This window comes from Ruegeria sp. CK3 (genome assembly GCF_056536565.1).
On record NZ_JBQFPV010000011.1, the window covers coordinates 87,049 to 100,685 of the forward strand.

At 53.4% G+C, this 13,637-nt stretch carries 14 protein-coding genes; 5 read left to right on the forward strand and 9 right to left on the reverse strand.

What is annotated here, in order from left to right:
• The 9 genes from ACR0C3_RS17625 to ACR0C3_RS17665 all read right to left on the reverse strand — a co-directional run bounded on the left by ACR0C3_RS17625 (window position 1) and on the right by ACR0C3_RS17665 (window position 8,066).
• On the reverse strand, window positions 1-1,326 hold the full coding sequence (locus ACR0C3_RS17625; protein ID WP_425085412.1) for a c-type cytochrome: 1,326 nt from the start codon (window positions 1,324-1,326) through the stop codon (window positions 1-3).
• Complete coding sequence (gene soxC / locus ACR0C3_RS17630) at window positions 1,310-2,572, reverse strand: sulfite dehydrogenase (protein ID WP_480759721.1); 1,263 nt, start codon at window positions 2,570-2,572, stop codon at window positions 1,310-1,312. Before soxC ends, ACR0C3_RS17625 begins: the two co-directional genes overlap by 17 nt.
• Window positions 2,573-2,596: 24 nt before the next feature.
• A complete protein-coding gene (soxB, locus tag ACR0C3_RS17635; RefSeq protein ID WP_480759723.1) occupies window positions 2,597-4,294 on the reverse strand; it encodes a thiosulfohydrolase SoxB in 1,698 nt (565 codons plus the stop codon).
• Window positions 4,295-4,381: 87 nt separating this feature from the next.
• A complete protein-coding gene (soxA, locus tag ACR0C3_RS17640; RefSeq protein WP_170764814.1) occupies window positions 4,382-5,227 on the reverse strand; it encodes a sulfur oxidation c-type cytochrome SoxA in 846 nt (281 codons plus the stop codon).
• Between the two features lie 70 nt (window positions 5,228-5,297).
• Entirely contained in the window at window positions 5,298-5,627 is a 330-nt protein-coding gene (gene soxZ, locus ACR0C3_RS17645; protein WP_475143377.1) for a thiosulfate oxidation carrier complex protein SoxZ, read from the reverse strand.
• A gap of 34 nt (window positions 5,628-5,661) precedes the next feature.
• A complete protein-coding gene (soxY, locus tag ACR0C3_RS17650; RefSeq protein ID WP_480759724.1) occupies window positions 5,662-6,078 on the reverse strand; it encodes a thiosulfate oxidation carrier protein SoxY in 417 nt (138 codons plus the stop codon).
• A gap of 46 nt (window positions 6,079-6,124) precedes the next feature.
• A complete protein-coding gene (gene soxX, locus ACR0C3_RS17655) occupies window positions 6,125-6,601 on the reverse strand; it encodes a sulfur oxidation c-type cytochrome SoxX (RefSeq protein WP_170380044.1) in 477 nt (158 codons plus the stop codon).
• A gap of 131 nt (window positions 6,602-6,732) precedes the next feature.
• Complete coding sequence (locus tag ACR0C3_RS17660; protein ID WP_480759725.1) at window positions 6,733-7,311, reverse strand: thioredoxin family protein; 579 nt, start codon at window positions 7,309-7,311, stop codon at window positions 6,733-6,735.
• A 14-nt stretch (window positions 7,312-7,325) separates the two neighbouring features.
• Complete coding sequence (locus tag ACR0C3_RS17665) at window positions 7,326-8,066, reverse strand: cytochrome c biogenesis CcdA family protein (RefSeq protein WP_480523976.1); 741 nt, start codon at window positions 8,064-8,066, stop codon at window positions 7,326-7,328.
• Window positions 8,067-8,146: 80 nt separating this feature from the next.
• Between ACR0C3_RS17665 and ACR0C3_RS17670 the strand changes: the two genes are divergently transcribed.
• The 5 genes from ACR0C3_RS17670 (at window position 8,147) to ACR0C3_RS17690 (ending at window position 12,964) form a co-directional block, all read left to right on the forward strand.
• Window positions 8,147-8,521 carry a hypothetical protein gene (locus ACR0C3_RS17670; protein ID WP_480759727.1) on the forward strand — a complete coding sequence of 125 codons (375 nt, stop codon included), beginning with the start codon at window positions 8,147-8,149 and terminating at the stop codon, window positions 8,519-8,521.
• A gap of 100 nt (window positions 8,522-8,621) precedes the next feature.
• Window positions 8,622-8,930, forward strand: a complete 309-nt coding sequence (locus tag ACR0C3_RS17675; protein ID WP_170380040.1) for an ArsR/SmtB family transcription factor — start codon at window positions 8,622-8,624, stop codon at window positions 8,928-8,930.
• Between the two features lie 42 nt (window positions 8,931-8,972).
• On the forward strand, window positions 8,973-10,034 hold the full coding sequence (locus ACR0C3_RS17680; protein ID WP_475217394.1) for a YeeE/YedE family protein: 1,062 nt from the start codon (window positions 8,973-8,975) through the stop codon (window positions 10,032-10,034).
• A 440-nt stretch (window positions 10,035-10,474) separates the two neighbouring features.
• Window positions 10,475-11,506, forward strand: coding sequence for an L-glyceraldehyde 3-phosphate reductase (mgrA, locus tag ACR0C3_RS17685; RefSeq protein WP_480759809.1), 1,032 nt, complete (start codon window positions 10,475-10,477; stop codon window positions 11,504-11,506).
• A 297-nt stretch (window positions 11,507-11,803) separates the two neighbouring features.
• Window positions 11,804-12,964: an alpha/beta hydrolase gene (locus ACR0C3_RS17690; RefSeq protein WP_480759728.1), complete on the forward strand. Its 1,161-nt coding sequence runs from the start codon at window positions 11,804-11,806 to the stop codon at window positions 12,962-12,964.
• The last annotated feature ends 673 nt before the right edge of the window (window positions 12,965-13,637 follow it).

Sequence of the window (13,637 nt, forward strand, 5' to 3'; positions counted from 1 at the left end):
TCAGCTTCCGAACGACTTGAGGTAAACGATCACGGCTTCAATATCGTCTGGTTTCTTAAGCCCAGCAAAGGACATGCGTGTGCCCTTCATGTAGTCCTTGGGTTTTGCCAGGAAGGCCGCCATTTCTTCTTCGGTCCAAACAAGACCAGCCTCGGCAGCTGTTTTCATAGCTTTGGAGTATTTGAACCCTTCAACCGAACCTGCGTTGGCCCCGATAACCCCGTTCAGCGCAGGGCCCGTACTGTCCTTTGCACCGTCACCAACCTGATGGCAGGACTTACACTTCTTGAAGACCTTCTCACCAGCTGCGAACAGTTCCGTAGTCTGGTCAGCCTCGTCGATTTCCTGAACATCCGGTGTTGCGGCGGCTTCTTCCTCAGGCTTTGGCGCTGCGGCTGGAATGAACGAGGGCCCTTCCGCCGTGAACGTCGGTAACCCGTCCGCGCTGGCTTCATTCATGACCGAATTCGAACCGCCTTCTGGTGGCGTCTCAACCAGAAAGACAGAACGCATAGTAACCGCTGCCTCTGTCTTGCAGTTCTCCATGCAAGGTTCCTCTCGCCATTCCGCGTATTCCGTCTCGGGTCGAACATCGACGACAAAACCGTCCATATTGTACATCTCGAATTCGGCGAAGTTTTCGTTATTAAGAACGAAGTCGTCATCCACCAGATCATTGGAATAAAGGATGTAGGCGACGATTGCGTAGGTCTCATCCGCCGTAAGAGTGCCCGCTTCACCAAACGGCATTGAGCGGGAAATGTAATCCCAAGCAGTCGACAAATGCGGCCAATAAGACCCAACAGTTTTCACAGGATCTTCGTCGGCAAGTGTGTCGAAACCGCCGGCCAGAACAGGCCAATTGTCGGCGCCTTCGGCAAACTCTCCGTGACAGGACGCACAGCGATCGACAAACACTTCTTCTCCGGTCCAGACATCGCCTGATCCAACCGGCAAACCGCGCCCATCGGGCAATACGTCAACGTCCCAGGCTGCGATCTCTTGCTCCAGCGCGGGGCGCCCAAGCCCGTATGTGCCCTCGCTGCTGGGCGCAGGCGCGGTCAGGTTCATCCCGTTTGCGATCCGTTCGGCCGCTGCGGTCTGGATTTCTTCGACCTTGGCCGCCAGTTCGGCTGCCCGGCTGGCCTCTGCTTGCGCGTTTTCCTGGGCTGTAGCTGCATGCGCCTCAACCTGACTGATCCGGGTTTCCAAGGTTTCTATCTGCGATTGGCCGTAATTCCGGTTCGCAATAGCCACTGCCGCCGCAAGCACCAACGCCGTGCCGCCGAATACAGGCAGGAAAACATGACTAAGAGACTTCGACATTCTCGGCGATCCCTTCTGCGCTCACGTACCAAGTCTGGATACAGTTGTTGTGGTAGACCGAGTTCTCTCCGCGCTTTTCGCGCAGTTGGTCTTTGGTCGGCTGCACATAGCCGGTCTCATCTATCGCCCGGGCCTGTAACAACATTGGTGCTCCGTCCCAGTTCGTGTCGAGATAGAAGCGCGTCAAAGCCTTGCTGTCGCCCTGCTTACCAAGACGCGCCGTCTCCCAGGTGATCCCACCGTCCTTGGACACATCGACCCGCGTAATTTGTCCGTGGCCTGACCAGGCAAGTCCGGAAATAACCAAAGGTCCCGGTCCATGTTTGATGGGCATTTGCGGACTGGGTGAAGTGATGACGGATTTTGCATCCATCACCCACGTCCATTTCTGGGCCCTGCCATCGGCGTAGACATCAGTGTATTTTGATGTTTCTTCGCGGCTTTCGACCGCCATATCGACGATCTCAATGCGGCGCAGCCACTTGACCCACATGTTGCCTTCCCAACCCGGAACAACCAGTCGCACGGGATATCCGTGCTCCATGCGCAGTGCTTCACCATTTGCCTTGAAAGCCACCAGCACGTCATCCAGCGCTTTTTCCATCGGGATGGAGCGGCCATTGGATGACGCATCTGCGCCCTCAACATAGACCCATTTGTCTGGTGAGATATCGGCGCCTGCTTCCTGCAACAGCGTACGCAGCGGAACACCGGTGTATTCCATGTTGTGAATCATGCCGTGCGTAAATTGGACGCCGTTGAGTTGCGCACCCGCCCACTCCATACCAGTATTTGCCGCACATTCGCAGAAATACACATGGTTTTCGCGCGGGAACCGCTCAATGTCGTCGTAAGTAAATACAAGCGGGCGATCGACCAACCCGTTGATCATCAGGCGATAATCCTCTTTGCGCAGCTCTATCGCGCCGGAATGATGACGCTCAAAAGCGCATCCTTGCGGAGTGATCGTACCATCAAGCGCGTGGATCGGTGTGAAGTTGATCGACGAAATCGGAGAGGCGGTCAGCCATTCCACGTTGCGCCGAACGACATGAGATTCGAAACTGATCGGCAGGCCATAAGGTGACTCATCGACACCGGCACCCGTATAAGACGCCCAATCCTGAAGCTCTGTTATCAGTGGATCGGGCGTGTCTGCCGCTGCCGCACCCGCGACTGACCCTGCGGCGACCGCAGCACTGCCTTTCAGGAAGGCCCGGCGGGACGGTTTGAACGCGTCATCCATATCTCTTAGGTCTCCATCTGTTTCTTAAGCGCCGACAACATCGACACTGGTGTTCTCTTGCACCGTTACAGTGCCAAGGTTGCGAATGTGGTTTTCGACGACATCCCAGATCGGCGGACCCTCAGTGCCTTCGTTGACACTGGCCCAACCAGCCACGACGTAGGTTTTCGACGGATCAATCGCTTCACCGGTTTTGAGCAGGGTCATTTCGCTGATCCGTTGCCCTTGTGGTTTGGTCACATCGATGCGGTAGCCAAGTCCACCAACGCGGACCATATCGCCGCCCTGCTGGTAGTAAGGATCGGGATTGAACAGGTTGTCACCGACGTCCTCGAGGATCACATGGATGAATTCGCCTGTCATTTCGGTGCGGTAGGCGTTGGGATACGACATCGATGTGACGTTCCAGATGTCCTCTCGCGTGATATCTTGTCCCGGCAGGATTGAGGGCCCCCAACGGACGCCAGGCGACATCGCGATGTCTGCCTCACGCTCATTGATCAGGGCATCGCAAATCAGGTCATCCCAAGTGCCGTTAAAGTTGCCGCGGCGGTAGAGTAACGAATCCGTTTTGCCAATCACCTCACTTAGCGTTGCTTCATAGGGCGCACGCTGGTCGTTTATGAGAGCGGTGATCGCAGGATCAGGAGCGATGACGTCAGAGAAGATCGGGATCAGCTTGTGCTTCAGCCCCATCATCTGCCCGTCCCTCACGTCGAGATCGACGCGGCTAACGAATTTGCCGTTCGAGCCAGACGCGATGATATGCGTTTTACCGACCAAAACCGGCTCGGGAAGTGCGTCATGGGTGTGACCGCTGAGGATCACGTCGATCCCTTGCACCCGACCTGCCATTTTCTTGTCCACGTCAAAGCCGTTGTGGCTGAGGACAACAACGACATCGGCACCGGCATCGCGAACCTCGTCGACCATGGCCTGCATGTTTTCATCCCGGATACCGAATGAGTACTCGGGGAACATCCAACCTGGGTTCGCGATTGGCATGTAGGGAAACGCTTGACCGATAACAGCGACCTTTGCACCGCCCCGATCAAAGAACTTATAGGGTTGGAACAATTCTGCAGGTTCGTCCCACTCGGCATCAAAGATGTTCTGACCCAAGGCCGCATAGGGCAAACTTTCGACGATTTCGTTAACCCTGTCGCTGCCCAACGTGAACTCCCAATGGAAGGTCATAGCATCGGGTTTCAGCGCGTTCATGACATTGACCATGTCCTGACCGGCCGTCTGATAACAGGTGTAGGAACCGTGCCAGGTATCGCCCCCGTCCAATAGAAGTGCATCAGGACGGTCAGCACGTATGGCGTTGATGACGGTTGAGACGCGGTCCAATCCACCGACCCGACCGTAGGTCTTGGCCAGCGCAGAGAAATCATTGTAGGTCAGCGCATAGGCCGACGGGCTTCCATCTTCGATCCCGTAGGCCTTGCGGAACGCCGCCCCTGTGACATGCGGCATCTGCCCTCGCGCATCGCCAATACCAAGGTTTATCTCGGGTTCGCGGAAATAGATCGGTTTGAGTTGCGCGTGAATATCGGTGACATGGATCAAGCTGATATTGCCGAAGGTCTCGAACTCCAGCAATTGATCCTGCGTTAGGCTTTGCTGCGCAGCGAGCCTGGACCAATTGCCAAACCCGGATGCCCCGTACAGAGCCGAGGCTGCCATTGAAACCTGCAAGAAGTCACGTCGAGAAATCATCTATCAGCTTTCCTATAACACATATAAATGTGTGAATGTTATATGCATGAAAAACCCGCGCAGGACAGCGCCCGCGCGGCTCGTTCCTTATTGACGTACAGCAGGAGTTTCGACTGAAAGCCCGTTGCCACGCGAGGCCACGTAGAGCTCAAGCGCGCGAAACTCGTCCGATCCTTCGGCAAAAGTTTCCGCCCGCGTATCGCGAATACAGCCGCGGAAACGATTGTGACGCGAGATCAGCTTGGCCTGTTTCAGACGATATGTCGGGAACCCGTTGATCATACCTTGGCTCAGGTGGTCGGCACGGATCATGTTGCCCCAGTTGTCTTCATGACAATTGGCGCAGCTCAACTCCAACTGACCATAGCGGGTATAATACATCTCCTTGCCCTGCTCCCAGTACGGGGCGGCATCGCCATCAATCGCTACGTTCATAGGCAACCCACGTGATTGCAGACCGATCAAAGCGACCATGCCTTGCATATCACCTCCGGACCATTTCCAAGCATCGGCTTCCATGCGGTCCGTACGACACTTGTTGATCAGATCTTCCATGACGACCAGCTTGCCGGTTTCGGCATCCACCTTCGGCATGGACGCCTGCAATCCCTTGAAGCTTTCCACCCCATCGTGGCATGAGGCACAGCTCTCGCCAGCGGCGCCATCAACGGCCTCGAAGAGATCGGCGGCCTGATCGACGAAGATCATTGCAGGATTGTCGAAGTCATCAATTTGAAGCGCTTGAGTTTCATCCGTGCGAAAATGCCAACCCGAATAGATCGTGTCCAAATTTTCCAGATGTGCCGGAGCTTCAGTGACCGAGGTCATGTCCAGCTCATCATTGATCGTGAGATTGTCTTCGTCCGGTCCAGCTATCGCTGCAGCCGGGAAAACCAGAATTGCCGCGATCGCCGTAATTGCCTTGGTATTCATTGCGTTCCTCCCTTGGTGGATCAGCGCCAATTCCTCGGACCCGCGCTGATCTGCCTTAGTCGTCGAGCCGTCAGGCGATCTCGATCGTTTTCTTCTCATCGTAGACAGAGCCGTCATCATCGTACCAAGTGAAGACAAACTCACCGGACTCGGGCACAGTCGCTTCGAACTGGAAGTACGGGTTGGTCGAAATCGCCGGCTCCATCGTCACATCAACCACCATTTCTCCGTTAAACTCGCAGGTGAAACGGTTGATGATCGAGCGCGGGATGACGTTGCCTTCTTTATCTTTACGCTGGCCGCTTTCCATCTTGTGGCTGATCAATGTCTTGATCGTAACGGTTTCGCCAGCAGCGGCTGTCTTTGGAACCTTGACGCGGGGTTTTACACCGGATGCCATTGGTTAGTCTCCTGTTCTTCAGGGCGCGTGGCGATCAGCCGCCGCAGCCGCCGATTGTCACTTTTACGGTCGCGGACGCTTTGGAGAAGCTGCCATCTGCCATCTTCGCCACGGCAATGACATCCTGCGTTCCGGCAAGACGGATGCGAGTTGATGCGGCTTGTTCAGCAGCCAACGGACCGAAATTGAAAGTTGCAACGCCCGGTTCGGGGTTACCTGCAGCCACGATAAGAATTGCAGTTGCGCCCGGAGCACTGACTTCGATTGGTACGGTATTGCCGTTTTCTGCGATTTCCGGTGCGGTCAATGTAACACCGCCGTCAGCCACATCTGCACCGCCTGTAAATGCCGCGATGGCATCTTCAGCAGCTGCATTTGCCCGAAGCGGCATAATTGTCAGGAACGCGGCGCCTAGCCCAAGGGCCAGTGTCTCGCGGCGAGAGAGTTCCATTTTCAATCTCCTTTGAAACTTCGAAAATTCACGCATCAGAACGCGATTATTCCTCTTTCAGGGTCGCAAGAAACGCGACCACGTCCTCGATTTCCTGCGCTGTCAGGATCGACGTCAAAGGCGCGGTCGGGGCTTTTCCGGTATAGGCGTCGCCCGGGCGGATATAGCCGTCATCCTTGTAGAAAGCTGGCATCACCGTGCCTTCAAATGTCATCTTTGCGTTTGCGACCAACCCGCGAAGCTCTGCTTCGGTCCAACGATCACCGGCACCATCCAGCATTGGACCGACTTCACCGTGGAACGGGATGTCCGCCAAAACCGTGACCGCGTGGCACGCAACGCAGTTACCTTTTGACTTGTCGCCAACGATGAGCGCGCCATTAGCCGCGTCGCCAGCAGCACCGGTCAACGAAGCCTCAATGGCACCATAGTCGTCGTAGGTTACGTCCTGCGGGTCTGTATCTGCCGCATATGCAGCAACGCCCGTCATTGCACAGACCAATGTTAAGAGTCTCAGCTTCATGATCCCTCCCATTTGCTAACGCGCCGACGGCGCCTTGCGACCCAAAGCCTTTGTGTACCGTAGTCGACGAGTACTGCCTATCGCAACATTAAATTCATAATAATGAATTTTTTTATTTATAACGGCAGCGCTCAATCTTGAGAAATATTGTTTCGCTCTTGAATGCGCCGAGCATGATACCGTTGGAAATCTTCACCGTTATCAAGCTTATATCGCTTTTCATCGACCCAGGTGAAAAGGTCTAAGGTTGTTCCCTTTGAGAACGCTCCGGGCATAACAGCGACCGCAGCATCGATGGCTGTCGCGCCCTCTGGCACCTCTTCCGGCAGAAAAACAAGCGTCGGGGTAAACAGAATCCCCCATTTTCGCATCAGCGCTCTTTGCTCATTTTCTTCCCCGTCAAAGTCGGTAGCGGTGGTGCTGCCATGCAGATCCAGTTGGACGACAAAGAAATTCTCTTCGATGAAAGCTGCAAGGTCAGGCTGGGGGAACACCTCTTCATGCATTTTTTTGCAGTAGATACAGCCTTGTTGTTCAATGAATAACACAAGCCGTTTGTCCTCGCTTGTGGCCTCTTCGAGATCCTCTCGGAGGTCTTTGAACGTGTCGCGCATCCACGGTGTTTTATGCAAACCGTCGTCGCCCAGCTCAGCGGCGGAAACTGTCCCGCCGATCAGACACGCGATCAATACTGACAAAACTCGTTTCATGTCTTCCTCCCGGATTATCCAATGGCTGCGAGCCAAGGCATATGGTCGAGCATCCATTGTGCGATGTAGTTGATGGAATTGGTTGCGATGAGGATGCCGAAGAGCACCAGAAAGCCACCCATGGCCTTTTCGATGAGGGGCAAGTGCTTTCTGAACTGCGCCATCCATTGCATGAAAGGGCGGACCAGAAAGGCCGCCAGAACAAACGGTGCGGTCATTCCAACCCCGTAGACGAATAGAAGTACCGCTCCACGCCAAGCCGTCTCGGTTCCGGCCGCCGTAAACAGGATCGCAGCGAGCACTGGCCCAACACAGGGTGTCCAGCCAAAAGCAAATGCCAATCCAAGAACATATGCGCCAACAAGGCTTACATTTGATGTCTCACCGACGTCCGCACGAAATTGGCGATACAGGAACCCGATGCGAATGACCCCCAGGAAATGCAGCCCCATCGCAATGATGATGGCCGCTGCAATCCAGCGCAGGATGTCGAAATACTCTCGGACCAGCTGCCCGAAGATCGAAGCTGTCGCCCCTAGCGCCATGAAAATCGTTATGATCCCAGCTGCAAATGCTATCGCAGAAAGCGTTGCCCTGCGACGAACGCCGGCGGAAAGTGTTGAGCCCGCAGATATCTGATCAATCCCGACGCCTGCCAGATAGCTAAGATAAAACGGCACGATAGGTAGGATGCAGGGCGACAGGAAAGACAACAGTCCTGCGACCAAAGCTCCTGCAAATGTAATGTCGAGCATGGTCAAACCTGTCCTGGCACGCTATCATTCACATATTCAAAATAGTAAAGATATGCCGCTGCGGTCAATCGGAGCTTAAGATGCGCCACCTATTTCTGCTTTTGCTTGCAATCACGTTGCTTGTTTCTCCGGTGATAACACGGGCAGAAATGACGCTTCTTATGGCCGAAGAAGATGGATGTATGTGGTGCGCACGTTGGGACACCGAAATCTCGGATATCTATCTCAAGACGCCCGAAGGGCATGCCGCGCCACTTCAGCGCATCGATATCCACGCAGCTGTGCCTGAAGGCATCGCATTGGAGCGGCCTCTCTACTACACGCCAACGTTTGTTCTGCTGGACAATGGCCATGAAGTCGGCCGGATCGAAGGCTATCCCGGCGAAGATTTTTTCTGGGGGTTGCTGGGCGTTTTACTGCGTGAAGCTGGGGTGCCGATTGAGACCTCTGGATAAAACGTAGCCAATAAAATAAACTGTTTCGAATGCGTGAAGCTATGAAAGCGAGGCGATCTTGTTGGACAAATCTTCGAAACTGCCTGTGTTCTCCAAGGACATGTGCGCCGAAGACCTGGACAGAATGATGGAAAATGCTCAGACGGCGTCAAATTTCCTCAAGGCAATCAGCCATGAAGGGCGCTTGATGATCCTGTGCTACCTGTCTTCGGGTGAAAAATCTGTCACGCAGATGGAAGAAATGCTCTCGGCACGCCAGGCCGCCGTGTCTCAGCAACTATCTCGCCTGCGCTTCGAGGGCTTGGTCAAAACGCGACGCGAGGGGAAAACGATCTACTACAGATTGGCGGATGATCGATCGACACAGATTCTGGAAGTCGTCTACGATCTATTCTGCAGAGAAAAGTAGAAGCCGCCAAAAATACCCGCCAGCTTTGGGAGGAGACTGGCAATGTTTGAAGCATTGGGAGACGCCAACACCGTCGCCCTGATCGGTTTGATCGGTGGCATTGTGTTGGGCTTGGCCGCACGCATTGGCCGTTTTTGCACGCTGGGTGCAATCGAAGACTACCTTTACGCAGATGACGACCGGCGGCTGCGCATGTGGGCAATTGCGATCGGCGTAGCAATTGTCGGCAGCCACTTGGCTATGGCTTTCGGGTGGCTGGACCCTGTTGGAACAAGGTATCTTGCACAGACCTGGAACCCAATTGGGTCGATCGTAGGTGGCCTCATGTTCGGCTACGGAATGGCCATCAGCGGAAACTGCGGCTATGGCGCGCTTGCAAGGCTTGGGGGCGGCGACCTTCGATCATTCGTCATAGTATTGATCATGGGTTTATCTGCTTACGTTGTCATGTCCGGGCCCCTGGCCTATTTGCGCGTTTGGGTCTTCCCCGAGGAGATGGGTCTTAGTGGCCCCCAAAGCATCAGCTTCCTTGCCGAACAACTGACCTCTATCCCAGCTTGGCTCATTGGCTCCGTTATTGGCGTTGCATTGGTGATTTTCGCCTTGGCAAACCAGCGTTTCCGCCGAACTCCCGCACAGGTGTTCTGGGGATCTGTAGTTGGACTGGCGATCGTATCTGGGTGGCTCGGTACGAATTGGGTGGCGACGCACGGTTTCGACGGTGAGCCAGTTCAAACCCATACCTTCGCTGCGCCCCTTGGCGACACAATATTCTACCTAATGACAGCCTCCGGAAACACTTTGTCCTTTGCGGTAGGATCAGTCTCCGGCGTTCTCATTGGCGCATTCTTGGGGTCCTGGTCCAAAGGTCATTTCAGATGGGAAGCATGCGAGGATCCACGTGAACTCAAGCGTCAGATGCTCGGCGCGGCGATCATGGGGCCAGGCGCGATCATCGCGGTCGGTTGCAGCGTCGGACAAGGTATATCTGCCTTCTCACTTTTGGCCTACAGCGCGCCCGTAACATTCGCTGCCATCTTCGCCGGCGCGGCGATTGGGTTGAAACAACTCGTGTCTGGGCTGTCCTTCATAACTGAGCGTTGACGTCACAGTTCAAACAAGAATTCACGTGTGAAGGACGGTTTCGGCGGCTCTCTATTGTTCAGAATCCGATCGCCGTTGAAGGCAAATAGTCCGCAAACCATCCCCATTAGCAGTTCGAAAAGTCAGATGACCATCGCGGTGCATGCCGCCGGTGTCAAAGCGACAGACCCGCAACTTCCGGTTCACGCCTCAAAACCTTCCCGTTTGTTTTGCCCATCGCTGCGGTGTGGTTCACTATAGGAGACATCCGCTGCCTTTGAGAGTTGGCATTGAATCCGAATGATCGGATAGTGAAATCTTTCACACGTGGAGCAAGGCTACCCACAAGAACGAATATGAGCTCGCGTCGATCTTGCTAAAGGTGATCCGTTTGACAGGCCCAACAATCCATTGATTATGTGCGCATGACCAAAGCTCAAAGACCGCCAAAGCCAAAACCAATTCCTTACACCCCGGAGCCGGACCGCTATGAGCGGATGGTGTATCGGCGAAGTGGGCGATCCGGTGTGAAGCTTCCTGTTGTCAGCCTAGGCCTGTGGCATAATTTCGGTGCGGACTCGACGCACGAAAACAAGCGCGCCATGTGTCGAACCGCGTTTGATCATGGGATCACTCACTTTGATCTGGCGAACAACTACGGTCCACCACCCGGTTCAGCCGAAGAGGCATTTGGCGAGATCCTTAAAACGGATTTCGCGGGTTACAGGGATGAGCTGATCATTTCCTCCAAAGCAGGCTACGACATGTGGCCGGGACCTTATGGAGAATGGGGGTCGCGCAAGTACATGATTGCGTCCTGTGACCAATCACTCGCGCGCATGGGGCTTGATTACGTGGACATCTTTTATTCCCACCGCTTTGACCCCGACACCCCGCTCGAAGAGACGATGGGCGCGTTGGATCATATCGTACGATCGGGCCGCGCGCTCTACGCAGGTATCTCGAGCTACAACTCCCAACGCACGCGCGAGGCGGTGAAAATTCTCAACGACCTTGGGACACCTTGTCTGATTCACCAGCCTTCTTACAATCTGCTCAATCGGTGGGTGGAGCGGGACGGTTTGCTCGATACTCTGGATGATCTTGGGGTTGGGTCGATTGCGTTCACGCCGCTGGCACAAGGCATTCTGACTTCCAAATATCTGACCGATATTCCGAGTGGCAGCCGTGCCACGCAAGGGAAGTCATTGCTCGATGGCATGATCAACGAGCGGTCATTGGCAAGTGTCCGTGCTCTGAACGACATGGCCGAAGCACGCGGGCAGACTCTGGCGCAAATGGCGCTGGCCTGGGTGCTCAGAGGTGGACGGGTGACGACCGCTCTGATTGGAGCGTCCCGGCCGGAACAGATCGTAGATTGCGCAGGCGTCGTTGATAATCTCGACTTCAGTGCTGACGAACTGAGAAAGATCGATCAAATAAGTTCAGAAGAAGATATCAATTTGTGGGCGCGCTCGTCAGAAACAGAGTGACCATAGTTAGAACGTACGCAAAACCCCGGTCCTTTGACGCTTGCGATCTTTGGCGGATTGAACGTTTTTAGTTCGGCCTACCTGCTAACATGAGCCATCGGTCCAATATGCTCATTGGCCAATGAACCGCTCTTCAGCAATGTGGCCCTCCCAAACTACTATTCGCTGCAGCAGCATGAATTGATGGAGGGTGAAGACACAACGTTTGTACAGAAATCACTACTCAGATCAAAAAGAGGGCCGTTATCGCTAGTCTGTTGACAGACAAGCAGCATACTAAAAAATATTGATCTAGTCATGTTGCATGAAAATTTGAAAATGAAGCCTCTTTGGAATGGGGTTTCAGGTCTAACTAAAACGCTAGGGCTACGCTTCTTTTTTTTAGTAGTAGTTCTAGGCATAGCTTCATGCATTCGACCTCCAGAACTCGTAGGCGTCGAAAATCCCCAATATCCTGCGTCAGATGTAGTTGAGGCCAAACGCCAGACAGTCTTTATTGCCACAACGCGACAGGCGTCCGGAGCAGAGGGTGTTTTTTATTCGGGCGACCGCAGCGATACACTTGGACTAGCTTCGGTGGTAGTCACCATTCCGCCAAATCACAAAGTTGGCAAAATAGAAAGAACCAACGCTCTCCCCCCCAACCCTTCGAAGCATTTCACTATCATCGACCCAAAAGTTTATGCATCTGAAAACGCTTTTGTTTCGGACATTGACAAACAACTTCTTGCACTTGGTGCTTCGGAGCAAAACGTCCTATTTTTTGTTCACGGCTACAATACGACCCTAAGTGACGCCATTCTTAGATTGGCACAATTTGTTGAGGATACCGAGTACGATGGGGTTCCGGTGTTAATGTCTTGGGCTTCTGCGGCAGAAACCCTCAAGTATGTTTACGACATCAACAGTGCGCTTGCTGCTAGATCGGACTTCTTGAAAGCTGGTGAAATAGTTACGCGATCAAAAGCTCAGCAATTCGATATTCTTGCATTCTCAATGGGCGCGTTTCTTACAATGGAAGCGATCTCGCAAGCGGAGTTGGCCGGAGAATTCAATCCTCGAAAAAGAGTGCGAAACATTATTCTTGCGGCGCCGGATATAGACTTGGCCGTTTTTGAGAACCAGCTTTCCAAAATAAAACACGACAATCAAAAGATCTTTGTCCTCGTGTCGTCAGACGATAAGATTCTAAACTTCTCAAAATTCGTTTCTGGTGGAGTAGATCGCGTTGGCGCAACAGATGCAGCGGAACTCGCGAAGTCCGGAGTAACCGTTATCGATCTAAGCCAAGTAAGAGATTCTAAGAGCACCAGCCACTCAAAATTCGCTGCTTCGCCAGAAGTCGTTCGAATATCTGGTGAAGCAATCCGGACAAGCAGACGTTCCAGTAGACGATCGACTGTAGAACTTCAGGATCTGATCGGTGACGCTTCCGTGGAAATCGTGGGCACAAGGTAGTCTGATCGTTTTCCCTATATAGTAAGTCTTCCTCGATTAGAAATGTAAACGGCGGCTTTGTCCGCAATGCTGTCATTGGCACCAAGCGCAGCGAATGCTTGTTTTCCGACCGCAACCGACACTGGTGTACAGCTAGGTGAGAAATTTCAAGCGAAGTCTAGGGCATTCCTTTTGCAAGATTGCGTTGGTGTTGGTTATGGCTACTCCCAAAACTAACAACGCTGGCCGTAGTACGTTCGCGAACGATTATGGGCATAACGAACGATTATGCGTAATCCTACAAAGTTGTAGGGACGCGCATAACGCTGCATTCATATCATTGATTTCATTCAGAAAATCTGGGTGTAGTCGCCCATAATTTTGCACAGCAATTGCGCATAAGTTTGCACGATTTGCGCATAAGTTTGCACGGTTCACCATACGCGCTCAATTTTCGATTGTTTTAGCATAGCTCGATCAACTTGACGCACCAAAACTCAATCAAAAGTGCATTTTGACTGGAGTAATTCAACCCAAAACCGAACAACACAAGTTTTGTAGGTACGCGCATAACGCTGCATTCCTTTCGTTGATTTCATTCATGAAATTCAAGTGTGCTCGCCCATAACTTTACGCGACGTTTGCGCATTACTTTGCACGATTTGCCCATAAGTTTGCGTGGTTCAAAGTACAC